Source organism: Armatimonadota bacterium (assembly GCA_016223145.1).
Lineage (GTDB): Bacteria > Armatimonadota > Fimbriimonadia > Fimbriimonadales > Fimbriimonadaceae > Nitrosymbiomonas.
The window spans coordinates 248,393-271,863 of the sequence record JACRPN010000011.1 but is presented as its reverse complement, the minus strand read 5'-3'; the positions used below and the strand labels follow the sequence as shown (position 1 = coordinate 271,863).

Annotated in this window: 23 protein-coding genes; 13 read left to right on the top strand and 10 right to left on the bottom strand. The window is 56.4% G+C overall.

Annotated features, from left to right (window positions below):
• Positions 1-500: 500 nt before the first annotated feature.
• The 5 genes from HZC36_09925 to HZC36_09905 all read left to right on the top strand — a co-directional run bounded on the left by HZC36_09925 (position 501) and on the right by HZC36_09905 (position 9,468).
• On the top strand, positions 501-4,244 hold the full coding sequence (locus tag HZC36_09925) for an RHS repeat protein (GenBank protein MBI5707292.1): 3,744 nt from the start codon (positions 501-503) through the stop codon (positions 4,242-4,244).
• Positions 4,245-6,741: 2,497 nt separating this feature from the next.
• Positions 6,742-7,152, top strand: a complete 411-nt coding sequence (locus tag HZC36_09920; GenBank protein MBI5707291.1) for a hypothetical protein — start codon at positions 6,742-6,744, stop codon at positions 7,150-7,152.
• A gap of 3 nt (positions 7,153-7,155) precedes the next feature.
• Complete coding sequence (locus tag HZC36_09915; GenBank protein ID MBI5707290.1) at positions 7,156-8,031, top strand: ankyrin repeat domain-containing protein; 876 nt, start codon at positions 7,156-7,158, stop codon at positions 8,029-8,031.
• A 151-nt stretch (positions 8,032-8,182) separates the two neighbouring features.
• Positions 8,183-8,488: a transposase gene (locus HZC36_09910; GenBank protein MBI5707289.1), complete on the top strand. Its 306-nt coding sequence runs from the start codon at positions 8,183-8,185 to the stop codon at positions 8,486-8,488.
• Entirely contained in the window at positions 8,488-9,468 is a 981-nt protein-coding gene (locus HZC36_09905) for an IS3 family transposase (protein MBI5707288.1), read from the top strand. Before HZC36_09910 ends, HZC36_09905 begins: the two co-directional genes overlap by 1 nt.
• Here HZC36_09905 and HZC36_09900 read toward each other — a convergent pair.
• The 4 genes from HZC36_09900 to HZC36_09885 form a co-directional block, all read right to left on the bottom strand.
• Positions 9,448-9,894, bottom strand: coding sequence for an AIR carboxylase family protein (locus HZC36_09900; GenBank protein MBI5707287.1), 447 nt, complete (start codon positions 9,892-9,894; stop codon positions 9,448-9,450). The two genes, HZC36_09905 and HZC36_09900, sit on opposite strands and share 21 nt — an antisense overlap.
• Before the next feature lie 4 nt (positions 9,895-9,898).
• Positions 9,899-10,408 (bottom strand): 5-(carboxyamino)imidazole ribonucleotide mutase, encoded by a 510-nt coding sequence (gene purE / locus HZC36_09895; GenBank protein ID MBI5707286.1) that lies wholly within the window; start codon positions 10,406-10,408, stop codon positions 9,899-9,901.
• 448 nt (positions 10,409-10,856) lie between these two features.
• Positions 10,857-11,300: a recombinase family protein gene (locus HZC36_09890; protein MBI5707285.1), complete on the bottom strand. Its 444-nt coding sequence runs from the start codon at positions 11,298-11,300 to the stop codon at positions 10,857-10,859.
• Between the two features lie 109 nt (positions 11,301-11,409).
• Positions 11,410-13,065, bottom strand: coding sequence for a recombinase family protein (locus HZC36_09885; GenBank protein ID MBI5707284.1), 1,656 nt, complete (start codon positions 13,063-13,065; stop codon positions 11,410-11,412).
• 203 nt (positions 13,066-13,268) lie between these two features.
• Here HZC36_09885 and HZC36_09880 point away from each other — a divergent pair, with 203 nt between their 5' ends.
• Entirely contained in the window at positions 13,269-13,565 is a 297-nt protein-coding gene (locus HZC36_09880) for a hypothetical protein (protein MBI5707283.1), read from the top strand.
• Here HZC36_09880 and HZC36_09875 read toward each other — a convergent pair.
• The 4 genes from HZC36_09875 to HZC36_09860 form a co-directional block, all read right to left on the bottom strand.
• Positions 13,562-14,080 carry a replication protein gene (locus HZC36_09875; protein MBI5707282.1) on the bottom strand — a complete coding sequence of 173 codons (519 nt, stop codon included), beginning with the start codon at positions 14,078-14,080 and terminating at the stop codon, positions 13,562-13,564. The genes HZC36_09880 and HZC36_09875 overlap by 4 nt on opposite strands.
• Entirely contained in the window at positions 14,070-14,366 is a 297-nt protein-coding gene (locus HZC36_09870; protein ID MBI5707281.1) for a hypothetical protein, read from the bottom strand. The genes HZC36_09875 and HZC36_09870 overlap by 11 nt, the downstream gene beginning before the upstream one ends.
• A complete protein-coding gene (locus HZC36_09865) occupies positions 14,363-15,022 on the bottom strand; it encodes a restriction endonuclease (GenBank protein ID MBI5707280.1) in 660 nt (219 codons plus the stop codon). Before HZC36_09865 ends, HZC36_09870 begins: the two co-directional genes overlap by 4 nt.
• A 77-nt stretch (positions 15,023-15,099) precedes the next feature.
• The gene (locus HZC36_09860; GenBank protein ID MBI5707279.1) at positions 15,100-15,651 is read right to left on the bottom strand and encodes a hypothetical protein; all 552 of its coding nucleotides are present in this window, start codon (positions 15,649-15,651) and stop codon (positions 15,100-15,102) included.
• A 61-nt stretch (positions 15,652-15,712) separates the two neighbouring features.
• Here HZC36_09860 and HZC36_09855 point away from each other — a divergent pair, with 61 nt between their 5' ends.
• Together HZC36_09855 and HZC36_09850 are read left to right on the top strand one after the other, a co-directional pair.
• A complete protein-coding gene (locus HZC36_09855; protein MBI5707278.1) occupies positions 15,713-16,435 on the top strand; it encodes an HNH endonuclease in 723 nt (240 codons plus the stop codon).
• Between the two features lie 264 nt (positions 16,436-16,699).
• Positions 16,700-17,773, top strand: coding sequence for an MBL fold metallo-hydrolase (locus tag HZC36_09850; GenBank protein MBI5707277.1), 1,074 nt, complete (start codon positions 16,700-16,702; stop codon positions 17,771-17,773).
• A 2-nt stretch (positions 17,774-17,775) separates the two neighbouring features.
• Here the strand turns inward: HZC36_09850 and HZC36_09845 are convergent, their stop codons facing one another.
• Positions 17,776-18,279, bottom strand: a complete 504-nt coding sequence (locus HZC36_09845; GenBank protein ID MBI5707276.1) for a hypothetical protein — start codon at positions 18,277-18,279, stop codon at positions 17,776-17,778.
• 666 nt (positions 18,280-18,945) lie between these two features.
• Here HZC36_09845 and HZC36_09840 point away from each other — a divergent pair.
• Together HZC36_09840 and HZC36_09835 are read left to right on the top strand one after the other, a co-directional pair.
• Positions 18,946-19,722, top strand: coding sequence for a hypothetical protein (locus HZC36_09840; GenBank protein MBI5707275.1), 777 nt, complete (start codon positions 18,946-18,948; stop codon positions 19,720-19,722).
• A complete protein-coding gene (locus HZC36_09835) occupies positions 19,712-19,849 on the top strand; it encodes a hypothetical protein (GenBank protein ID MBI5707274.1) in 138 nt (45 codons plus the stop codon). Before HZC36_09840 ends, HZC36_09835 begins: the two co-directional genes overlap by 11 nt.
• A gap of 301 nt (positions 19,850-20,150) precedes the next feature.
• Here the strand turns inward: HZC36_09835 and HZC36_09830 are convergent, their stop codons facing one another.
• Positions 20,151-20,549, bottom strand: a complete 399-nt coding sequence (locus tag HZC36_09830) for an antibiotic biosynthesis monooxygenase (protein MBI5707273.1) — start codon at positions 20,547-20,549, stop codon at positions 20,151-20,153.
• Positions 20,550-20,671: 122 nt separating this feature from the next.
• Here HZC36_09830 and HZC36_09825 point away from each other — a divergent pair, with 122 nt between their 5' ends.
• The 3 genes from HZC36_09825 (at position 20,672) to HZC36_09815 (ending at position 23,437) form a co-directional block, all read left to right on the top strand.
• A complete protein-coding gene (locus HZC36_09825; protein MBI5707272.1) occupies positions 20,672-21,640 on the top strand; it encodes a DUF1738 domain-containing protein in 969 nt (322 codons plus the stop codon).
• Positions 21,637-21,819, top strand: a complete 183-nt coding sequence (locus tag HZC36_09820; protein MBI5707271.1) for a hypothetical protein — start codon at positions 21,637-21,639, stop codon at positions 21,817-21,819. Before HZC36_09825 ends, HZC36_09820 begins: the two co-directional genes overlap by 4 nt.
• 502 nt (positions 21,820-22,321) lie before the next feature.
• Positions 22,322-23,437: a hypothetical protein gene (locus HZC36_09815; GenBank protein ID MBI5707270.1), complete on the top strand. Its 1,116-nt coding sequence runs from the start codon at positions 22,322-22,324 to the stop codon at positions 23,435-23,437.
• Positions 23,438-23,471: the final 34 nt, after the last annotated feature.

Below are 23,471 nucleotides of genomic sequence, written 5' to 3'. Positions count from 1 at the left end.
AAATATCCTTTGGTGTATATATTGAACTCGATTTCATCCGGTTTGTGGAAAAACAATAATCCCAGCGGTATTGACTGGTGTAATATCACAGTATTATTTCGTTGGGATATTTGCGGCGCAGAAAATCGGCCGCTGACTAGGTTCGAGGCTAAGGCCATCGGCACAGAAGAGAGCTGATAGGCAGGTAGGTGAGGTGTGTACATGAACGGGATGGGTGGTTGCACCACGGCAGCAGGAATGGTCTGGTGCTCTCCGGGAGGCTCCGGATCACGGAGCGGCGGAATGGTTGCGAGTTCCCAAGGGGTTGGAGGCTGCGGCAACCAGAGCGGTCCTGCATTGCAAAACGTTTGCATGGGCGCCGTCGCAGGCGGACTCCCAACGCCGAGTTCGCCCTCCTACACCCCCAAAGGCCAGGATGGCTCTTCACCTACCGTTTGCTGGCCCATCGAATGACCATCCTGGAGCAAGACGCCTGACTAGAACATTTCCGAGTTCGTTCCATGAATACCGAATACACCTATCTCGACGAAGCTCAGAGTCTGGGAATCAAAGCGGATCCTGTCGAGACCCATCCCTATCGACCCGTTCCCAACCCCGTTTCTGGAGAGCTCAAGATTGATCCCGAGATCCTGCTCAAAGCCAAGCAGTTCAATATCGCGATCGATTTCTTCTACGGGAGCTTCTCCAGCAACGATGGACCGTATGGCAAAGGCCGCTCTGCCAGCGTCAACGCCTTCATCCAGTCCCAGACCAGTGCGCCCGGCATCGTCACCGTCATGCGCGGTGATGAGACTGCCTTTGGCTTCACTAAGGTGGGCGCATCCGGAGGGATCACCACCTACAGCGCCAACTCACTCATGAACAGCGGCACGACGCTGATCTATGACGGCACCAAGTTCACGGAGGAGTTCGCCAGCGGCCTCAAGATGATCTATCAGAACCAGACTGGGAGCGGCTCCAAGCACGAAGTCACCAAAGTGCAGCTGCCGTCTGGGCTGGCGACCACGTACGTCTACGGCTCGGGCGTCGAGTCGGGGCTCTTGAAGTCGATCCAGGAACCGGGCGGCAAGGTCGTCACCTTCAACTACGCCGCCAGCACGGGAACCTCTCTTCTGGACTCGGTCCAAGACTGGTCGGGACGCCGCTGGACGTTTCAATATGACTCCCAGCGGTATCTGACCACGATGATCACGCCGATGGGCTGCACGACCAAGTACGCCTACTCTTTGGCCGGCACAGGCAGCACAACGATGGTCCACGCCATCGAGGATCCCCGCGGCTACCGGACGACCTACATGTACGACTCGAACCGTAGAGTCACCTCGATGGCAGCCGGTTCCGGAATCTGGACGTATCAGTACGGCGGCGCCTTCCCGGCCACGTACAACGGTTCGGTCGCTATCTCCCCGACTGGAGCCCGAACGACAAACGTCATCGACTCCAATGGCCGGATCTCCAAGATCCAGCATCCGGAAGGCTACACTTCCACCTACAGCTACGATTCCAACGGCTTTCAGACGAAGGAAGAGGTCCCGGCCGGCACGGTGTGCAGCCATGCCTTTGATTACATGGGCCGCGTCACAAAGTCGACTGACGCCCTCGGCAACCTGACGACCTATCAGTACGACTCCTCAGGAAACCTGACCACACAGATCGATGCGCTTGGCAACACGAGCACCTTCGGCTATGACGGAAGCCGAAACCGCATTCGGGCAACCGATCCCCTCGGCCGGGTGACCCAGTGGGTTTACGACGGCGACGGCCAGAACACGGCATCGGTTGACGGCCGTGGCCTTCGAACCACCTACAACTACGATTCCTCTGGCAACGTCGCCTCGATCATCCACTCGGACGGCGGGATCGTCACCAACACTTACGACAGCCTGAATCGGCTGGAAACCACGACCGATCCTCTTGGGAGGAAGACCACCTACATCTATGACGACGGTGACAACCGGACGGCGATGATCGATCCTTTGGGCAACCGCTGGACCTATGTCTATGACACCTGCCTGCTGGCTGCAGAGGTGGATCCTCTCGGCAACCGCACCAGTTACACCTATGACCGGTTCGGCAATCGCTCCACGGTGAAGGACGCCCTTGGCAACGTTACGACCTACGAATACGACAACATGGGCTACTTGACCACGGTCACCAACGCCCTAGGCAAGTCGCGGCAGATCGTGATGAACGCGGCCAAACAGAAGACCGCCGACGTGGATGAGCTTGGCAACCGGACCAGTTACACCTACGACTCCAGCGGCCGGATGCAGACGGTCAAGGATGCCAGAGGCAATATCAGCACCACGGTCTACAATGCCAGGAACGACGTGGTGTCCTCGATCGATGCACTTGGAAATACGTCCAACTACTTCTACGACGCCGTGGGCAGACAAACGGCCCAGGCTACCCCTCTCGGCTTTCGCTCGACGACGGTCTATGACGCGGCTGGCCAGGTCTCGGCAAGCTTGGACCCGCTAAGCAACCTGACGACTTATCTGTACGATGCCGCTGGGAACAGAACCACGGTCACAGATGCGCTCGGCAACATCTCAACAAGCGTCTTCAGTTCGGATTCAAACCGGCTCGCGGCTTCGGTCGATGCCCTTGCGAACCGGACGAGCTATGTCTACGACGCAGCCGGCCAGCAGACTGCGGTTCAGGATGCCAAGGGCAACCGCATCTCCTACATCTTTGACAATGCCGGGAGAACGCAGGCGGTTCAAGATGCGCTCGGAAACTTCACGACCTACGGCTATGACGCTACAGGGCGCCAGGTGTCGATGACGAACGCCCTCGGCAAGATGTGGAAGACCGGTTACGACGCCGTGGGACGAACGGTGACCACGACCACCCCGCTAGGCAACCTCTCCAGCTATGTCTACGATGCTGTAGGAAGACAGACGGCCAACGTCGATCCACTTGGCAACACATCCACGACCGTCTACGATGACGCCGGCAGAGTCCAGGCCGTCGTCAACCCGCTCGGCTACCGAACCACCTTCTCTTATGACGCCGTCGGCAACCAAACTGGGGTCCTGGATGCCCGTGGAAACAGAGTGACGAACAGCTTTGATGCCGTCAATCGTCTGGTCAGTACGATGGACCAGTTGGGATTTGTTACGACGTCCCAATACGACGCGGACGGCCGGAACACCACGATCGTAGACGCCCGCGGCAACTTCATCACGCAGGTCTATACGAATCGAAGTGAGCTCTCCGCCATTGTCGACCAACTCGGTAACCGGACCACCTACACGTACGACGCGGTTGGCAGGCGCTCCACCCGCAAGTTCCCTTCCGGAGACCTGACAACCTATACATACGATGCCGTTAGCCGTGCCACGGGCATCGACTATGCAGACGCAACCAAGGTCACCTATGCCTATGACGCTGTCGGTAACCGGACGACCATGCAGGATTCGACCGGCGACACGACCTATGCTTATGACGCCGTGAACCGCGTGTCCGGCAAGACCGACCCAGGGACGCTCAGGCAAGCCTATTCCTACGACGCTGTCGGCCAAAGGACGAAGCTGACCGATCCCGACAACGGCGTCCGAACATTCACGTACGATGATGACGGCAGGCTGGAGACCGCATCGAGGCCAAACGGGTCCAAGTCAACGTATCAGTACGACGCAGCCGGCAGGAAGACCACGGTTCTCCTTGCCTCTGCCGTCAAGAAGCGAACCACGTATGACGCCGCCAATCAGATCGTCTCGATTATCGACGAGACAAGCGGAGGCGCGGTCCTGCAGAGATTCACCTTCACCTACGACGAGGCTAGCAATCGCAAGTCCATCTTCGATGCCAACGGCGCCTCGACGACCTATTCGTACGATGCCAAGAACCGGTTGACCCAGGATGCCACGGCCGGAACCAACGCCCACACCTACGACTACTCGTACGACGGGTCCGACAACCGCCTCACATCCTCGGAGACGGGATCGGTATCCACTTGGAGCTATGATGCCGGCAACCGAATGGTCTCGATGGTGAACGGAGCCAACAAGACCACCTATACTTACAGCGCCAACGGGAACCTGACTGAAGTCCAAGACCCAAACGGAGACCGAACAACGATGTCGTATGATATGGAAAACAGACTCAGACTCTACAACGGCTCGAGCGTCGTGACGTATCTCTACGATGGCGACGGCAAGAAGCGCGTGGAGCTGACCGGAGGCGTAAGGACAACGCTCGTTTGGGATGGCGAGGACTACGTACAGGAGCGCTCGTAAGTGCCGACCGCGAACTACTTCACCGAAGACGGAGTCATCACCGGCCAAGAGACCGGAGGAACGTCCTCGGACTTCTTAACCGATGCCTTGGGTTCAGTGACAGCGACAGTCGACCAAAACCAGACCGTCGTCAATACTTATCGGTATAAGCCCTACGGCGCAACCCTCAGCAGTTCAGGAGTTGGTGATGAGCCCAGGATTCGCTGGCAAAACCAAATACTCGACGCCGCTGGCCTACACTCGAAAGCCGTGTACAGAAGACGGCAGCAGGTGTATTTCGTGTTTGAAGATAGCATCCTGACTAGATCCCATCAAGCTCCAACCACTCCAACAGAGACTAACCCCACCTCATCGAGACAGCGCGCGTGTGTATCTAGCAAGCCTAAGATCAAGATCGGAGAGAAGCGTGAAAAAACTGAGTATTCACCTAAGAAGCACGGCCTCGAGATTCTCTGCGCAGCAGAGCTTTGGTTTGATTGTGATTTCACTTGTGAAGATTCCAGTTGCCCAATGTCAATACCACAGTGGCTATCTGGAACCGAATTCACAAATTTCGTCGGTGTGGATATGCAGAAGGGAAGAATAGACTATTATCTGGACCATTCTGATGGGGATCAAGCAACGCCCTGCCTATTGTCAAACATAGAGGACAATAAATCACCTAGACGTTTAGACGATGGCTATCACTTCCATTGGCGGGGCCTAGACTGCCTGGGCTACTACTCATTTCCCAAAGTGGTGCCCCTGGACTGCGCTACGACTTTTCAGCGCGCTACTGTAGGTTTCGTGCTATTTGAACCCGGCATTGGTAAGATTGGCATTGATCATACTATTACGACTTGCTGCCATTGTGGTCCAGAGCCTAACTCTCCACCTGCCTCCAAAGCTTCCTGCACTTCCTGGCATTGGTCGCTAATCATTGACGAACAGGGAAAGTGTAAAACCAACATTAGGTAACATTGTATCATGATTGCTATCGTGTTGCTGACGATCTTGGTCCACTCCCCTTGCCGTGATTCGGCCTCTCACTCAAAGTGCGCTCTGTATGTTCAATCGCGACTTACCAGCAAGCTGCAAACAGGGGGCACCAACGCACCTGACAGGACTCCACTTGTACGCTATCCCGGACACTCAGGTAATGTCCCATTCCGGTTTATCTGGGTCGATGTGCTCGTGGACACCATTCCTCACAGGAACCCGGTCGCTTTTGCCTTCAACACGACCGAGGCTATGGCTTATGCTACGGAGTTGCTAACTGCAACAAAATACACTCCGATCAACGAACTTCTATCCGGAAGACAACAGTGGAGCGAGAACTGGTCCAAATGGACTAAGTTAGGAGTCGCACTCACCTATTACAGTCAATCAAGGGTCGTAGGGGCTTTATCAGCCTCCGGAGAGAGTAATGCGCAGACGGAGGATCTCTTGCGGTCTTCAAGACTTGCTTGCGCGCGCGCATTAGCGTCAGCAGAGTTCCAAAAAGAGAGTTCCCAGTCTGATCGCTGTTACGGTTATCTGAGGTACCTATACGCGTTGGCAAGTCCAGTCGCTCTACGTAAGAGAGAGGTCGAGAGAGTCTTCGAGCTATTCCAGATGCGACAAACCTTACCGTCGATGCGAGCTCTTGTGTGGTTAACACAACGTGCCGCTGAAGAAGGTGATATGCGTGCTGAGGCTCGTTACAGGCAGATGCTCGCCAAAAGCTATGGCAAGTTCGATTGGTGGCAGTGTGTTCTCGACTGTCAACAACCTCGTGGTTTGGCGGTGACACGAAGCGCAGGTGCTAAGAGCAATCAACGGCCTGTTTGTGAGCTATTAGTACAACGCCGACGGCAAGACGCGGGTGAGGGTACCGGGTGATGCTACATACGAGGCAGGTTTGGGATGGTGAGGACTGCTTGCCGGGAAAAGCCTAATGGCCACAACGAACTACTTCACTGAGGATGGAGTGATCACCGGTCAAGAGACTGGAGGCTCATTTACGGATTATCTGAGCGACTCCTTGGGATCTGTCACCGCTACCGTCGACCAGGCACAAGCTGTGGAAAATACTTACCGTTACAAGCCATATGGCGGGCGAATCGCGAAGACCGGCAATGGACCCGATCCTACATTTCAATGGAACGGTTGCAATCAGGTAAGGACCACGCCGTTTCAGCTATCTTGGTGGCAGTCCCGGACCTATTCTCAAACCGCAGGCGTTATGCTAGCTCCTTTATCGCCGTATTCGCGCACAATGGCTATGGGAAATCCAATTGGGCCCATGGGGCAAGGACCAAGTCCGGAAGAAGTCTGGGCCACGGACCATAAGGAAGACGGATTCCAATGTGGAGGAGTTGAGTGGTCTCTCTACTGGAAGCTTCCGACAGACGGCAAATACTCTGGCCCTGGCGCTATCGTGCAGCACTTGAAAGTATCGATTCGAGTTTGCAAATGTCGACCAATGCACAAGCAGTCGAGAGTTTGTGATGATACGAACCCAGATCTAATTGTAAAGATGGATGACGAGTTCTGGGAGGCATGGGAGTTTACTGGCAGAAGATATGTTCCCCCTAAGGAGGACCCTCATCCATATCCTGCCCCTATAGATGCTTGGAGATATGACGGTCGAGCAGACTGCACATTTGCCCACTTTGAGTGGAAGTCTAGAGTTGCGTATTATCGTGGGTTCAAGCCTAGGGAGCACGGATTTCAATACGATGACCAGAATGGAACTTTGATTAAGCGGTCGGGAGTTACATTGAACGAAGGTAAGCAGGTGCGATGGTACAACATTGGCTACTCCTGTTGTCAGACTGCCAAGGGCAAGATAGTACTAGCTAGCTGGAATTATCCGGATCCGTTCAAAAGATTCAAGTGGACATCAAAGCCTGGCAATGAATGCCCCGATACTGATCCTTGGAGTTGACAAATGTCATTGATGTTGCTAAGTCTCGTTCTTTGCGCTGCTGGTCAAGCAACGTTAGGTGTCGATGCTCAATTGAGCTCTATGGTTAATTGGGAGAAGGACCGGCTGGTTCGTGCCATTGAATCGAACCGCAAAGTACTTTCTCAGCAGGACACAGATGGCCACACTCTTGTTCATTTGGCAGTGTTAGGCTCAAAGAAGGCTACACAGTTACGCATCCTCTCACAGTTTTTGAACAAGACTCAAGTTGGGATTCAGGATTGCAACGGATTGACGGCGCTTCACTTTGCAAGTTGGCATGGCACAACTGAGCAGATGCAAGTGCTCCTTGATTGTGGTGCCGACTCCAAATGTGCGGACGTCGAGGGTCGGACTCCCTTGCACTATGCGGCTCTGTCAGGGAATTGCAGTGCGCTATCACTCCTGCTACAGCGTGGGGCGGTAGTTGACGCTGTTGACGTAGATGGTTTGACTCCGTTGTGGTACGGTCGTGGGTCCGTGTCAGTAGTTCGCATGCTTGCCAGATTCGGTGCCGCTACCCTAGTGAGGGATAGCGAGGGAAATACGATTGCCCATGAGCTAGTACGAGGAGGTGGTCTCTCGCCGAATTGGCGGTTCGTGGGACCGTGTGTTCGGTTTGTATTGGAGCGATCAGGAACTCCTGATGTTAGGAACTGGCAGTTAGTCACTCCGTTGATGCTTGCTTGTAGGAATCTTGACGGCGACGCCATAAGAGCCCTAGTCAGATTGGGTTCAGACATAAAGGCACGCGATCTAAATGGTTCTACACCAGCGGACTATGTAGAGATCGCTTCGGGTCCGGAAGGCAAGAAGGCTGGCATCCTGAGATTGTTGGCTGACCGACCAGGCAGAACATAGCTTTCTGTTCACAAAGGGAATGTGGCACTGACATGTTCCCACTTATCAATAACCTTAACTCCGGAGGCTTGCCTGCTTGTGAGCCGCCCTGGGCTGCCCCCCAAATCGGAAGACGCTGAAAGAGTAGTCCTCCCGGCCCTTGGGAGGAACCATGAGGAAGTCGAAATTCAGCGAGGAGCAGATCGTTCGGATCTTGCAAGAGGCCAGCTCCGGCCAAAAGACGCAGGCTCAGATCTGCAAGGACCACGGGGTGAGCGTCAACACCTTCTACATCTGGAAGCGCAAGTACGCGGGGCTCCAGACCGACGACCTACGCCAGCTCAGAGACCTGGAGAAGGAGAACGCCCAGCTCAAGAAGCTGCTGGCCGAGCGGGATCTTGAGATCGACGCGGTGAAGGCGCTGTTCCGAAAAAACGGGCTCGCGCTCCCGAACCCGTCGCGGGAGCGAGGTTTCTGATGGAGCGGGGTGTGACGGCCCGAAGAGCCTGCCGGATTGTGGGGATATCGAGCGCTGGGCCGTACCGAGAGCCGGCGCCTGACCGCTGCACAGAGCTCAGAGAAGCCCTGAAGAAGGTCTGGCGGCCGAACATGGGGTACCGGATGGCCCACGCCTTCGTGAAGGGCCAGTTCGAGCCTCTGAACGTCAAGAGGGTCCACCGGATCTGGAAGGAAGAAAGGCTGGGCAGGATGAAGCGGTATCGCAAGAAGCGGACCGGCAGTCAGGTTCCCTTGGCCCCCGAAGCTCCCAACGAGGTCTGGTGCCTGGACTTTTGTTTCGATGCCTGCCTGAACGGAACCAAGCTCAAGGCTCTGGGGATCGTCGACGAGTTCACGAGGGAGTGCCTTGCTCTTGAGGTGGCGACGAGCTTCAAATCCTTGAGGGTGCAGTCCGTGCTGAAGGCTCTGTTCGAAAGCCGCGGCGCTCCGAAGTTCTTAAGAAGCGACAACGGCTCGGAGTTCATCTCGAGGAGCCTTGCCGTGTTTCTGTCGCAGTCGGGGACCGAGAGCCGCTTCATCAAACCGGGCTCGCCCTGGCAGAACGGCCATGCCGAGAGCTTCGTTTCCAGGCTTCGGGCGGAACTTCTGGACGTCGAAGTGTTTCACAACCTGGCCGAGGCTCAGGTGAAGCTGGCGGTGTTTCGCCGGTTCTACAACGAGCAAAGGCCGCATTCGTCGCTTGCCTACCTGCCTCCGGCAGTGGCCGCCATGTCCTGGACCGTCGGGACGCGGATTGCAGACTCCGGTCGGGCTACGCCGTGTCAATATCAACGGAGGACTATTCCTAAGTTGTCTTCAGGAATGGGGGCAGACCAGGGGCAGACCAATAGCTTTTCAGTCGCTATCGGCACAACCTCCCCGAGCCATGTGCCTAGGGTTGATGGGACGAATTCCTCTGCGAATTCGTGTCTGCTCTTGTCAGTCGTGAAGCTCGTCTAACTTCGCGCTAAGCTCCTCATCCTCAATAGCAAGAGCTCTTAGCGCTACAAGCGCTGCGCTATGGGCATCGCCGGAGGAGACTGACGCAACTGGAGCGCGACTAGAACTCGGGACCATCGAGTAAGAAGGGTTACCGCTTTCTATGAAGTGGCAAGGCAAGGGCACACCGAGAACTGGCAAGGTCGTATGGCTCGCGAGGATCAGCGGCAGATTCGGGGCATCGCCGGTACCAGCCAATATAAACTTCAATCCTCGTTCACGAGCTGACTCAGCGTACTGAGTAGCCCGTTCAGGAACTCCAATCGGATCGATGGCAACGATCTCGAACGACACTTCAAACTTGTCGAGAAGATCGATCGCAGGACTCATGTGCGCAAAGTCACCTTCATAGCAGGTGACGATTCCAACTCTTGCATTTGGCGACACGGTATTATATCGCTTTCTGTGAACCACTATCTGGATCCGAGCGACCTTCGCGTTGCGCCTTAAGGTCCTCATTCATCTTCCACACTTTGTTTACCAGTTGTTCCTTAAAAGTCCTTAGCTTGTCTGCAATTCGCTTATTGGAGGTGCTTAAAATTTGGAGCGCGAGAATTGCCGCATTCTCAGCACCGCCGATCGAGACCGTTGCAACTGGAACGCCGGCCGGCATTTGTACGATCGAGTATAGGGAATCTTGACCGCCTAGATTGCGGGTTGGTACGGGGACCCCAATGACAGGAAGTGTCGTGTGTGCAGCCACCATGCCGGGGAGATGTGCAGCGCCGCCCGCCCCAGCAATGATCACCCTGAAACCATTTTCTCGCGCGGTAGAAGCGAACTCAAGCACTCGTGTTGGCGTCCTGTGGGCGCTGATGATCTCAGTGTCGTACGGCACGTCAAAGCGCTCCAAGATCGACGTAGCTGCTTCCATGATGCCAAGGTCACTTGAGCTGCCCATGATCACGGCCACCGTAGGCTTAAGAGCCCTGAGTCTCTTCCGAGATCCCTTCTGTTTTGGTCCCAAGACTTCAAGTAGCGAAATATCCAGTGCTTGGGTCCCTTCCGAATCTGCACCCGGATCTTGATCAGGTGCAGGCGTAGGTCGACTTTCTTCCTGGCGGCGTGGGTCTCGGGGCGGTTTGCTCATGTTCTTCGCTTTTGCCATCCTGGCTTAGAGATTGAGACGGAGTATAGCCTTAAAAGGTCGGGTCTCAGTTGCACGCGAGCTGTTTTCAGCCAATTTGTAGCCTGGGCGAGGCCCCGAAGTCGACGAAAGACAGATCCGACCATACCAAGAGCTTACGTTCGATAGGATCGTCGGTCAAGGCAGCGCTTTGTTTATCTTGTCGAAACCTATGGGACCGGATCACCTGCTGCCCCGTATACTCCGCGAACCGGACCGCTGGTCACTTCCTCCGGCGCGACAGCTCGTCTTGGACGCTCCGGAAGGCTCCACCGCTAACTAGCTGCGCGTGCGCTCCCTCCAAGCTCTCCCCTTTCCGGTGGAGAACCCCAGCGTAGAACCCATTCGTCAGCATTCGGTGCAGGGCGCTTCGGGTGATTGGTGTCCGGGAATGGCCATTCAGCCCCCTTGCCCGCACCACGGCGAGGATCTTCGTCAAAGAAGAACGTTTTTGACCGGCCAGCTTGAAAGCAAGCCGAACTAACGGTGCCGTCACTTGATCGATTTCGATCCGTTCACCCCCATCTTCATAGACTCGGCGATAGCCAATCGGCAGGCGCAGAGGATAGATGCCGGACTTTGCCATTTTCTCCATGCCGAGACGGGCCATCGTGCCGGTCATGGCGTAGTAGTCACGCTTGAATTGGATGAAACGATCTTTGCTCATTGCCCAACAGTCTCCTGTGATTGGTCAGCGCTGTCGACTAACGCGGACTGCATGCAACGGGATTTGCACGGCGGGCGATCTTGTGCTACGGCTTCAACTGCATGGGCGCTCATGCGGCCTCCTCACCAGCGAAGGTCCGGGTTGTTCGATACTCGAAACTAAGCTCCGAACCTGTCAACAGGCTTCTAATAGCGTCCCACCCTCTCCGCTGACTGGGACTTTCGGGGTCTGAACCACTTCCTCCAACCTGATGAGAACCCGTTTTGAGGGGTTCTAACGTCGCCACTTTGAGCAATGTTGGGTCTGGCCTGATCGAGAACTTTCCCAGAGTGAGAACGTAGGAGGCCGCGAGAACCGAAGCGATCTCGCGTTTTTCGTCAAGCGACGCGTTCGGGAACTTGGGCGGCGCGTCGTTCAGGTACTGGACGGCCTGACGAACGGCACGGGCATTGTTGGCCCCCAGGTCGCCTGTCCGGGCGATAGCTTGATCGATGCTGCCGAGTTCATCCGCGTACCGTTTCTTTCTCTGAACGAACTCCTCGGAAGAGATCTCCTCATTCTCCCGCATGACGTACAAGGAGTTGAGCCGCCGCTCTAAGTCTTGCCTGGTCGCTTCCTTTGTCTGCCGGACTGTTCCGGCCGAGACGTAACTGGCTTGTTCTTCCCGCTCGATCGCCCGTTCAGCGAGGGTTCTGGCATCGTCGTCGATGCGCCAGGTGCTGAGCAAGCCGAAGATGCGCCGCGTCAGGTACTCCTCCGAAACGCTTCTGAGCGGACAGCCCCGCCTGCCAGTGCAACGATAGTAGACGTATTCGACGGTTCGGCCGGTGGTCCAGTAGTGCTTGACCTTCCTTTCAGCGGTGATCTGGCAACCACAGACGCCACAGCGAATGAGGCCAGTGTAGGCGAAGCGCTGTTTCTGGCGAGGAATCCGGTTCGTGCCCTTGATAAGATCCTGGACACGGTTGAACTCGTCCTGGGTGATCATCGGCTTGTAGGTGCCGGTGCGCCAATCGCCGCCATAGAAGAACCTCCCGGAATAGAACGGACTGTCAAAGAGCCGATAGATCGCCGACCTAGTCATAGGCTTGCACCCGCCGCCCCCGCGTGTTGGCAATGAGCGATAGCCCCAGCCGTTCAGTTCGGCCAAAACCTGGGGCACTGAGTAGGCCCCGGTGAGCATCAGGTCCCAGGCTTTTCTGAGCAGGGCGAATCGCTCAGGATCAGGCTCGATGCTCCGAATCTCCTTGCCCTCGACGATCCGGATAGCGTTTCGGTATCCGGGCTTGGCCTGAGTCGGCCAGCAACCCCTGGCGGCTTTCTCGTGAAGGCCGCGGCGGACGTTGACGCTGAGTTCCCGGACCTGTTGAGTGGCGCTTGCTTCCTCAACAGCTAGGAGCAGGGAGTTGTCACTCGGCCTGAACTCCCGGTCAATGGTCCGGATCGATTGGATGATGCCCTCTTGGAGCAGCCAGCGGATCTTGCCGCCATCGACAGGGTTGCGAAAGAGCCGGTTGGCGTTCCAGGTTAGGATGCCGTTAGCTTCCCCAGCTTCGATGCGCCTAACCATCGACGCAAAGACGTCCCGGTTGTCAGGTGTCTTAGCGGACTTGGACTCCGTGAGCACGTCAACAAGAATCAGCTTCTCTTTCTCAGCGATGCGCGTGAAGATGGAAACCTGGTCAGGGATGCTCTGGATCTGCCTGTCCTCACCTTCAGAGCTCTTCCTTGCATAGAGGAAGTACCGGATATCTTCGTTGGACATATACGATTCCAATTACCTTTCTAGCCACCTCATAGGCTTCTTCGCTAGACAATTCTAAAGAGAACTTCGCTTTGTACAAGTCCTGGAAAGCCTTCACGTCCTCGCCGTTGGGAAGAGGTAGGGCCATCTCAATCGAAGGCGAGCAGGGCCGCGCGTCTTTGAGAGTGCTTGCCCGACCCGAAGGGATTTGCTACATTCCGGTCATGATTGAGATTCCGCTTCACATGGCCGAGGAAGTCGAGCGACGGGCTCCAGAATTCGTTGACCTTGTTCAGCAAGCCGGAAAGGAGCCTATCAAGGTCAGTTTGGACTCCTTCAGCTTTGATTCGCGGTTCTTGCACACCTGCCTGCTCTACGCCGCTTGTCAGCGAAAGAGGGTTCTCTTTGAGTTCGGCCGAGAGATCGAGAAGCCCGGAACATGGGGCAATGCCCTTCTCAAGCGAGAGATGTATGGACCGCAGGATCGGCCTGGCAGTCGCCACCGCCGTTCCGTCCATTAGGGCTGCTCTCGCTTGACAACCTCTCCGAACGCTTGCCCTGAGGAATGCTCCCTTCTCTTACCGTGCTGTTGTTTGTCTTTGTATAACTTTGTTTTGTCGTTCCTTCTTTTTGAAATCTGCTTTCGTGCATGTGAAGCCTTTCTGTATATGCGAATTCGCCCAAAATCGGCGTTGAGACTGAAGCACAAACGGGAGTGGGACTGCCGCCGGGCGCGGGCGCTCATCAGCGGGACACCGAACGAATCCCGAACAACTATTAACTTGGCTCTGACCAGTACGTCAATGGCTTTGCTGATGGCGGCGCTGGACCGGCCGGTTTTGCGTTTGAGTTGGAAGTGGGACAGCCAATCGGCCTTCTTTCGGGTGCCGTCAGCCTGAAGCCAGCCGACCGTCTGCCGAGACACTACAAGCAAGATGCGAATTTCGGTGTCCCGGAGCCTGGGCATGATCTTGTCCAGCAAGAGGTTCGAGACCGGGGTCGTGCCTTGAATTGGACTGACCTCTTTACTCATCATTGGCATAGGCTGGGGCGTCATAGTCGTGCTCGATGGAAGCGATCAGCAGCGATGCCGGCCTTCTGGCGGCTCTCATGGGCAGCCACCGAAGCTGCTTACGAATCAGGTCTTCTGGGAAGCCACTCACCAGGCTCTCGGCTTTTCGCAGGCTGATGCCGAAGTGAACCAATTCCAGGACGAGCTGATCCCTCTCGCTCAGCGAGTCATCGTCTGGGGTGGGCTTCCTGCCACGGCCTACGCGGCGAAAGCCAGGCTGAATCTCGCTAATCGGGCTGAGGTCGGTCATGGCCGTACTCCAAGCTTCAGCCAGAAGACGAGGCCGACCACCAAGATGGCAGCGGCGAGCACCATCCAGGCAGTCAAGCTGGACGGTCGGTTGTCAGGGCAGCCGGCTTCACCACCCAGGTCTGGCAGGTGACACTTTGCAGCCAGAATTCTCGCCGATCTTGCGCAAGCAGAGCCGCTCCCGAGTGTTGAGGCGAAACAGAGCTGGTCTACAGACCGAAAGAACGACTCGTCGAGAATCCACTGCTGGCCTTGCTTGCGAAGTCCCAGTTCCAGTGAGGCCATTGAAGAGCAGAGATCGCGGCATGACACCAACTGGATCGGCCGACCAGCAAATTCTGGAACGGCCTTCGGGGCACTTTTCATGAAGCTCGAGTTCGTGACGATCAGGCCCGAGGGCACGCCGTTTCTGAGCATGAACCCCCAGAGCTCATCAACCGCCCTGCGCTGGACCGGAGTCTTCCAGTGCCTGATCTGAATGGCCACCCCAACGTTTGAACCCGGAACCTTGGCAAGGAAGTCGGCGCCACCTCGGGATCTTCGACCTTTCTGGTGATGGCGCCCCAGTGGGCGTATATTCCCAAAGCCCTTGGCGCCCAGCCAAAGCAGGACGCATATTTGGAACGGCCGGAAGCTCAAACTCTGCATTTTGGCCATCAGAGTATTAAATGCGCTGTTGCTGTTGCGGCCGCTGCTGCTGCAGCTTCTGTTTTGCGGCTGTCGCCCTAAGAATCTCATTCTGTTCCCGGGTCCTCAGACTCGCTTACTGCCGACTTCTTGAACTCATCCACGTCTCCCGTCCAAGTACCAGGAACCAGGCTCTCAAAGCCCCTCTTGCGTGAGCCATCCTCTTCGTAGACCGAATCTGGCAGACAGCCCTTACGGCCGCAGATGAAACCGCAGAGCTGGCAGACCGATGAAGTCGAGTACTTGCCGTCGAGCGATACGACCTCATCGCAGTGCAGCACGTGGCCAAGCTGGAACTCCAGGCACTTGACGACTTGGCGCACCGTGATGTACAAGGGGTTATTCAGCCCCCGCGCCAGGTGGCTGATCGTTGACTTAGAAACGCCGGCATCAGCGGCCAGGCGGGAGGTGCCGCGAAAGCTGTATCTCGGCACATGAGCCATGATGGCCAGGATCCGGTTGTGGCATTTTGTGGACGCAGTTGCGCTGCGATCGGGATTGGACATCTCTGATCGCAGCGTAATCGCTACCACAAACGGCGCAAATGTAGTGGCACGGAAGCAACTGCATTTGAGTTTGCCGGCAGCTTCGTGGCTCAAGCTTCACGAATTCGAGATAGTTGTTTGAACAAAGATGGATTTCGACACCCAACTAGCCAGGATGTATCTACAAGAGCCGACCAAGGACGGCGATTATTATCAGTTCTCGCTGCTTGGCAATGAGGGCGGACCGAGCACGCTCTCCTGGCAGAGCCACTGGACCGGATTCACGGAAGGGAAACCAAGGCTTGAGATCAGAGCGGCTTCCCTCGTCGAGCCGGAGAAGATGCGCTCTGTGCTCAAGCGAATAGGCGAGCCGCCAGTCATTGTCAATTCGGAAGATGAGTTCAGGATCTGGCAGCTTTGGGGTGGCCATGCTCTGATCGAGAGCCGCATCGCCCAGGATCACTTCCCGGCCGAGATCGAAGGCGGTGCAGTCGCAACTCTCACCACGAAGGGATACGTGACCGCGAGCTCCGTTGACCCAAGCCTCCTTCACCGAGCGCCCACACGAAGATCGCGGATGGACGTGCTGAAGCGAGACTCCATGAGGTGCATGATCTGCGGCCAACGGCCGTGTCACGACGTTCAGGTCGAGCTGGAGGTCCATCACATCACGCCCTGGAGCACTGGAGGCCTAACCGAAGCCGAGAACCTCATCACTTTATGTACGGCGTGTCACGATGGGCTCAAGCCGCACGGCGAATTGTCGCTCTACGAGCACATCGGCGTCGACCTGGCTGAAAAGTACCGTCTGGACCGCAACTACGTGGAGCAGCTACGTCGTCATCACAAGTGGGTTATCAGCGCGCTTCAGAAGCTCCAGAGAAAGGAGCTCATCTGACCCGCCTGAAATAGGGACGTGTCTCCTCAGATCTCCGAGCAATGGACACATCGGCTCGACTTGCATACACGTTCTCAGCTGACAATTGGACCCTCTGGCAAAGTCGGCAACAGATTCCTAACGCAGCCGATCGGTGAGCATTGCTGGCTTCGGAGCGTTCTGTGGGAGTCGGCTTGAAGAAGCGCGCTATCTTCATCGCAACTTGGCAACGAGAAGAGGTTCTCTGCCCGGGGAACATAGTAAAATCGGTGGCACTGGTGACCTGTGACCTATCAACTCGATTTTCTTCCAGTAGGTGACGATTCCAAGGGCGGCGATGCCATCTGCTTTCGGTACTGGGCCGACGACATTGGCCAATTCGTCGGAGTCATAGACGGAGGGACAAAAGCAACCGGCCAGATGTTGGTTGACCATATCAGGGAGTTCTACGAGACTGAGACTGTCGACCTGGTCATCTGTACCCACCCGCACGTCGACCATTCGGCAGGTCTTTCCTTCGTCTTGGAACAGCTTGACGTTAATCTGCTAATGATGCATTTGCCATGGGAACACTCCGACGATATTCTTCATCTGTTCCACGATGGCAGGATTACTGCGACCAGTCTTAGTGAGCGGATCAAGCAGGGCCTTCAGGGCATCCACGATCTATACGAGCTGTCCCTCGAACACGAGATCCCGATTGTCGAGCCCTTTACAGGCGCAGAAACATCCTCGCCGTTCGTCACCATCCTGGGCCCAACGCTCCCTGACTATCAAGCTCTGCTTCCACTTTTCACATCCACCCCCCAAGCCGCATCCCTCGGCGTGGCGCTGAAGGACACCTTCAAGAGCGCCGCAAGCTGGTTCAAGGAGACTTGGGATGCCGATGAATTGGTCGACCCTGTTGAGGGGACTGGCCCCGAGAACAACTCCAGCGTGGTCACTCTCCTGTACTTAGACAAAAAGAAGATGCTGCTGACGGGCGACGCTGGAGTGCCAGCTCTCACGGCCGTGTGTGACATCTGCGACCGGGCAAGGATCACCCTCGGTGACTTTGACTTTGTGCAGATCCCGCATCATGGAAGCAAGCGAAATGTCGGTCCCACGATCCTGAATCGACTGGTTGGCCCCATTGTAGGAGACACACAGAAGCGCTTCACGGCAATGGTGTCTGTCCCAAGATCGGGAGAGCCGAAGCATCCTTCTCGTCGTGTCACCAACGCGTTTAACAGGCGCGGCGCGACAGTTTCCAAGACCTGTGGACAGACCGTTTGTCATGGTGCTTGGCAGATGCGATCTGGCTGGTCCGCAGTGATTCCCGTCCCCTTCTACGCGGATGTTGACGAAACCGATGACTGAGCTCAACAGTCCTGTGTAGCTTGGGTACTTGCTTCCACCCTTCGCTTGATAAAGGACGTCTGCCTTCTATACGCGATCGCAAACATGACGAAAAGCCCGATCAGGAGCAAGCTTGGCCCATAGCTGGATGCCAGCGGCACTCGTGGCTCAACATACTCCCAGAGCTTCACTAACCCGAAAACAAGAAACAGTGCTGTCAAGGTTCGGTACGTGTTATTTACTTCAGAAAGCAGAGAGATCTTCTCGTCGGTCTTCGACGCCTGCACGAACGACCGATAGTCTGCGAAGGTGACTATTGAAAGCCTCTTGAAGACTGGCTCAATTACTAGTGAGCCGACACGACTTATCACAAGTCCGACAAAGTAATAGACGAAGAACCCCACGAACAGATCATGCGGCATTATCGAGTAGCGGGTCATGGAATCCATCATATAAGCCATCACGGCTCCTGGAAGAAGGAAGTTGAACAGATTGTATGATGAGACTTTGTCAAGGAAGTCTTTCATCTTGTTGGGCACCTTGCGAGCAGCCGGCTCAGCCACTTGATCTTACCGCGACTCCCGCCTTCAAGGAGGCTGCACTGAGTGTGAGAAGGCCGGAGAGGATGGAAACTGCAGCCGGCATCACGGCCTCGTCGGCTCAGTTTCTGTCGCTTTGCGCGTAGCGGCCGAGGTCACTGCTTCCCGTAGAGCGCCGTGGTTGAGGATGGCCGCGGCTTTGTCTGCCGTAGGGTGCCGTTTCGCCTATGCGACTCCAATTGTTATCGACAAATACTGCTGCAACGTCCAAGCAATGGCAAGTTGCTATCGGTGCGGTAGACCGATCACAGGGACAGAGCTCAGACAACGCCGACAGGTCTACGTCGGCGAGTCCTTCTGGACGCTTTACGCCCGGCGGCGCCAGAGCAGCCATCGTCGACACTACGGTATGAGGATCGTCTGTGCTGGTTGCGCGGCCAAGCTTGATTGGGGTCGAGGAGCGTATCGATCACCGGAAGCCCGATTGAGGTGGTTGCTCACCGTCCTAGCCGCGACAGCCATAGTCTTGCTCGGGCTGTATTTCGTGCTTCGGCTGTACTCGCCGTGATCACCGCCAAGTCTCCGTCCAAGGCCCGGACGCGTCCAAAAATGTGACGGTTCCGGGGTAACTTAAGCAGAAGGAGGGGGCAAGAATTGAACCAGGAAGAGCAGTTCTCCCAAGAAACCGGTGTCAACATCACCGATCCCGAAACATCGCTTGAGAACTGGCTCAAAGAGCCAACCAAGGTGCCTAAAGAGGAAGAGAGAGTTGCTGAAGATCGCTATTTGGGCGAGCGCAGCCAGCTGATAGCCAGAGAAAGTCAGCTCGCAGATCTCTTTGACAAGAGTCTAATAACCATCACATCGGCAGCCTTGGGGACGTCTCTCGCATTTCTTGAGAAGGTGGCAGATAAGGCGGACTCTGGAGCCCGACTGCTTTTTCAGAGCGCCTGGCTTGTCCTTAGCTGCACCCTCCTTTGCTCGCTGCTGAGCATGTTCTTTGCTCAGCGTTCGCACCACCGCTTTGTTGACAATCTTGACGACGAACGTCGCGAGGAACTCGGCATGCCCCAAGAGCATCCCGAACGAAAGAACGCGAGTCGCTGGAGGAAGAACCCGTGGTGCGTGTTGGCCGACTGCTTCAATGTGCTCTCGGCGACCGCGGTCGTTGTCGGCATTGTCCTTCTCTTCGTGTCTCTCGCCGAAATCCCATGGAAGCAGGACCTTAAGGTGAGTACACCTGATAAGATAGAGTCAGCAACGGGTGTTGAAATGAAGAAAACCGGAGCCGGTGGAGGCGGGATGAGGCGAACGGAGAGTAGCGGTGGACATGGTCGGGCGGTCAACGGCTCGCAAAAGAAGGCCACAGGTAATGGTAAGGCGAAGAAGCCCTCTGACGCCGAGAAGAAGGAGAAGACGGATGGCAACTAAGGGTGGAAGTGGCTCGAAGGGTTCGGGAACCAAGAGCAGCGGGGGCAGTTCGTCTCCGGTTCGCAGGACTGGTGGCAGCAACGCCAGCGGCGGCTCTGGAGGAAAGGGTGGCGGAAAGAAAGGCTGAGCACACCGTTCGACTCACCGAAAGCACGAAGGGCAAGAAAGTCCCTTTAAGCGAAGGCGGACACCAGCCTCCCGTTCAGAAACCTGGCGGCGTCAAGCCTATAGTCAAGAGCGGAGGGGGACATGACGCTCCTGTCAAGAAGGACCCTCCGCCAAAAAAGAAGTGAGTTTAGGTCCCCGTCGTTTCGGCCGGCCAGTGGCACTTCATGTGTGTCCTTTCCTGAAGTGCTTCGGGCGTCTGAAACGCTTGCGGGGGTCGCTCCGGCGGTCGTTCCCCTTGCCTCAGAGATTGGCCCCGTTCGTCAACGTGCCACAACGGAATAGGTGACGAAGCGGGAGGACATGGGAGAATCTTCGCCGGCCTCTTTGGCCTTGCGGATGTCCTCGAAGCCGCGCTTGTGGCCTTCGAGGAACTCCGGCGAGCCGACCCATGCATCGAAGCTCGATCTGGCGGCCCAGTAGCTGACGATGAGGTAGGGCTCCTCCTGCCCGTCGGCACGAAGCACCTGCATGCCGAGAAAGCCGGGCATCTGGTCAATCATCTTGGCGCGCGAGCAGAAGAGGCACTCGAAGCGCTCGGTATAGCTCGGCTGGCAGGTGATGTAGTTGACAGCAACAAAGCCCACCTTCTCAAGATCGAGCTGGCCGGTCGACTGCATCGACCGGATCGGACAACCAGAATTCCTGACGCTTCTGTCCATTTGAAAGCAGGATACCTATGGCCTGGTTGTTTTGCGGCGCGAACGCTATTTGCACCATCCGACCCGGTTTGAGAGCGTGGCGATGACGGACTGCTCACCGGCAGCCCGCAAGGAGGCCTTCCTTGTCATCGCACTTTACAGCATCAGCTCAGACGAGGCGAAACCATGCTCGCCAACTGAAGTCTGAGCACCGAAATGCCTACACCATCATCACCGACCGGATCGTCCAGGCGCTCCAGGCCGGCGTTGTTCCTTGGCGCAAGCCATGGAGAGGTCACGATCAGCTGCCCTGCAACGCCGTCAGCAAACGGCCGTACCACGGCATCAACCTTCTTCTCCTATCGCTGACTCCGTACTCCGACCACCGTTGGTTGACGCTTCGGCAGGCCAACGAGTTGGGTGGTCACGTGCGGCAGGGCGAGCACTCTTCGATCGCCGTCTTCTGGAAGCGGCTCGAGGTCGAGAAGGAGGACGACAGATACCAGAAACAAAAGGTCTCGATTCCTCTGCTTCGCTACTACCCGGTCTTCAACGCCGAGCAATGCGCTGGCTTGGACTTGCCGGTCCTCGACGACTGGCATGCCGAGCTCAAAGCCCGCATCGAGTCGGCAGAGAAGGTCATCCTCCGAATGCCTAGCCCGCCCAAGATCGTAGAAGGCGGATCGCTCGCAGCCTACTTTCCTCCTCAAGACCTGGTTCGGGTACCGAAGATCCAGGACTTTGAGTCTCCAGAAGCCTACTACTCGACGCTCTTTCATGAGCTCGGCCACTCGACTGGCCATGAGACGAGGCTCAACCGTTCGGGCGTGACCGGTCAGATCGTGTTCGGCTCCTGCGACTACAGCCGCGAGGAGCTGATCGCCGAGCTGACTTCGGCCTTTGTTTGCGCTGAGGTCGGCATTGACAACTCGAACCTGGAGAACGCTGCGGGTTACATCCACGGATGGCTGCAAGCTCTCGAGGGAGATCCCCGAGCGGTCATCGCGGCTTCGGGCCAGGCTCAGAGAGCAGCCAACTACATCCAAGGGCAGCTGGACGCCGACAACGCAACAACCTCAGGGGCCACCCAAGAGTCCGAGGTGTCGCCATGACATTCCAACGATGGATGCAGGAGGTCAACGAGCTCTGTCTCGGCACCTATCTCATGTCGATCTACGACCTGCCCGACATGCCGTTCTACGACGCCTTCGAGAGCGGCCAAACGCCCGAGGAGTTCATAGTGGAGTCGATTCCGGACATGGACGCCTTGGCCGAGCTAGTTCTGAGTTGAGCGTCCCCCACCTGTTGGACCCTTGCACTGCAAGGGTCCTCATTCGGTAAGACGAGGCGTGACGCGGTGCCCTGGTAGCAGACCATGGACAGACTCTCGTTGTCAGCGCCGACACATTCGAATCCGGCCAGCCTACAATAGGTCGAGGCGGGGTTGCCAATTGCACGGCAAGCCAGATTTTGGTAGAGTTGAACCTGATGCGTGACTCCTCGCCCTTCAGTCAAGTGAACGACTCGGCGCTCGGGAACTTTCGCGAGCATATCGCCCCAATGGCTCCCCAATGTTGGTTGGATGTTGCGTTCAAGTCGATTGTGGACCTGTCGAAGCAGGCTTCGCCGGAGCCGGCATGACGACCCGTACGATGAATCCTGCGGGGTCGCTGTGGCACAGATGGGAACCGCATGTGCACGCGCCAGGGACGATTCTCAATGACCAGTTTGGCGCAACGAGTCTGGATGACTACTGCAAAGCGATCGCGTCTTGCGATCCCCCAATTCGCGCCTTGGGCGTGACCGATTACCTGTCGATCGAGCTTTATGAAGAGCTTGTCAAGAAGAAACAGGAGGGCAAGCTGCCTGAGGTTGACATGCTCTTCCCCAATGTTGAGGCCAGGCTCGATATCGGGACAGTCAAGGGAAAGGGCGTGAACGTTCATCTCCTGTTCTCCCCTGATGACCCAAACCACGTTGCCGAGATCAAGCGATTTCTTGGTCGCCTTAAGTTTCGCTACAAAGGCGATGATTACGCCTGTTCTCGCTCTGAGCTCGTCAAGTTAGGCAAATCTGTCGATTCCTCTGTTGCAGACGAAGCCAAAGCGCTCTTCGTTGGCGTCAATCAGTTCAAGCTCTCGCTGCCAGCACTTGAAGATGAGCTGAAGAAGAGCAGTTGGGCTCAGCAGAACCTGCTCATCGGTGCCGCTGTGTCAACGAATGACGGGACCTCAGGCGTGGCGACGCCGGATCATGCCTTTGAGGCGCTGAGAATAAACATTGAGTCAGCGTCGCAGCTGATTTTCTCGGGTAACCCCAAGGATGCCCTCTTCTGGTCAGGAAAGGGAGTGCTGTCCGCCGATCAGGTGATCAAGAGGTACCGCTCTCTGAAGCCTTGTATACATGGTTGCGACGCGCATTCCGTGGACAAGTTGGGGGTTCCCGACGAGGGCAGATTGTGTTGGATCAAGGGCGACGTAACTTTCGAGTCCTTGAGACAGGCCTGCATTGAACCCGAAGAACGCGCCTTCATCGGTTCCGTACCTCCACGAGGCGGTCTGGTCGGACAGACAATCACTAGTCTTCGCGTAACCAATGTCCCGTGGATGATCCCCAATGAGCTTCCGCTCAACCCTGGATTGGTTGCGATCATCGGAGCACGTGGGTCTGGAAAGACCGCGCTAGCCGACTTCATGGCTGTTGGATCGTACTCCATGAGTGCTCACGTAAATGAACGTTCCTTCATTCGTCGCGCCAAGAGCTTCCTCACCAAGTCCGCCGTTACCGTCAAGTGGGAGAGCCAGGAGGAGACCAGTGGGAGTCTCTCCAGCTTCGAGGCGGACGAAGGGTACGAAGACGGACGTGTGCAATACCTCTCTCAGCAGTTCGTGGACGACCTGTTCGTCTGAAGGCGTTTCCGATCGTCTGCTGGATGAGATAAAG

Excerpts from the sequence above, each read along its gene's own strand:
- HZC36_09925 (MBI5707292.1), top strand. The coding sequence starts at position 501 with ATGAATACCGAATACACCTATCTCGACGAAGCTCAGAGTCTGGGAATC.
- HZC36_09920 (MBI5707291.1), top strand. The coding sequence starts at position 6,742 with ATGGATGACGAGTTCTGGGAGGCATGGGAGTTTACTGGCAGAAGATAT.
- HZC36_09915 (MBI5707290.1), top strand. The coding sequence starts at position 7,156 with ATGTCATTGATGTTGCTAAGTCTCGTTCTTTGCGCTGCTGGTCAAGCA.
- HZC36_09910 (MBI5707289.1), top strand. The coding sequence starts at position 8,183 with ATGAGGAAGTCGAAATTCAGCGAGGAGCAGATCGTTCGGATCTTGCAA.
- HZC36_09905 (MBI5707288.1), top strand. The coding sequence starts at position 8,488 with ATGGAGCGGGGTGTGACGGCCCGAAGAGCCTGCCGGATTGTGGGGATA.
- purE (MBI5707286.1), bottom strand. The coding sequence starts at position 10,408 with ATGGGCAGCTCAAGTGACCTTGGCATCATGGAAGCAGCTACGTCGATC.
- HZC36_09890 (MBI5707285.1), bottom strand. The coding sequence starts at position 11,300 with ATGAGCAAAGATCGTTTCATCCAATTCAAGCGTGACTACTACGCCATG.
- HZC36_09885 (MBI5707284.1), bottom strand. The coding sequence starts at position 13,065 with ATGTCCAACGAAGATATCCGGTACTTCCTCTATGCAAGGAAGAGCTCT.
- HZC36_09880 (MBI5707283.1), top strand. The coding sequence starts at position 13,269 with ATGATTGAGATTCCGCTTCACATGGCCGAGGAAGTCGAGCGACGGGCT.
- HZC36_09875 (MBI5707282.1), bottom strand. The coding sequence starts at position 14,080 with ATGATGAGTAAAGAGGTCAGTCCAATTCAAGGCACGACCCCGGTCTCG.
- HZC36_09870 (MBI5707281.1), bottom strand. The coding sequence starts at position 14,366 with ATGACCGACCTCAGCCCGATTAGCGAGATTCAGCCTGGCTTTCGCCGC.
- HZC36_09865 (MBI5707280.1), bottom strand. The coding sequence starts at position 15,022 with ATGGCCAAAATGCAGAGTTTGAGCTTCCGGCCGTTCCAAATATGCGTC.
- HZC36_09855 (MBI5707278.1), top strand. The coding sequence starts at position 15,713 with ATGTATCTACAAGAGCCGACCAAGGACGGCGATTATTATCAGTTCTCG.
- HZC36_09845 (MBI5707276.1), bottom strand. The coding sequence starts at position 18,279 with ATGAAAGACTTCCTTGACAAAGTCTCATCATACAATCTGTTCAACTTC.
- HZC36_09835 (MBI5707274.1), top strand. The coding sequence starts at position 19,712 with ATGGCAACTAAGGGTGGAAGTGGCTCGAAGGGTTCGGGAACCAAGAGC.
- HZC36_09830 (MBI5707273.1), bottom strand. The coding sequence starts at position 20,549 with ATGGACAGAAGCGTCAGGAATTCTGGTTGTCCGATCCGGTCGATGCAG.
- HZC36_09820 (MBI5707271.1), top strand. The coding sequence starts at position 21,637 with ATGACATTCCAACGATGGATGCAGGAGGTCAACGAGCTCTGTCTCGGC.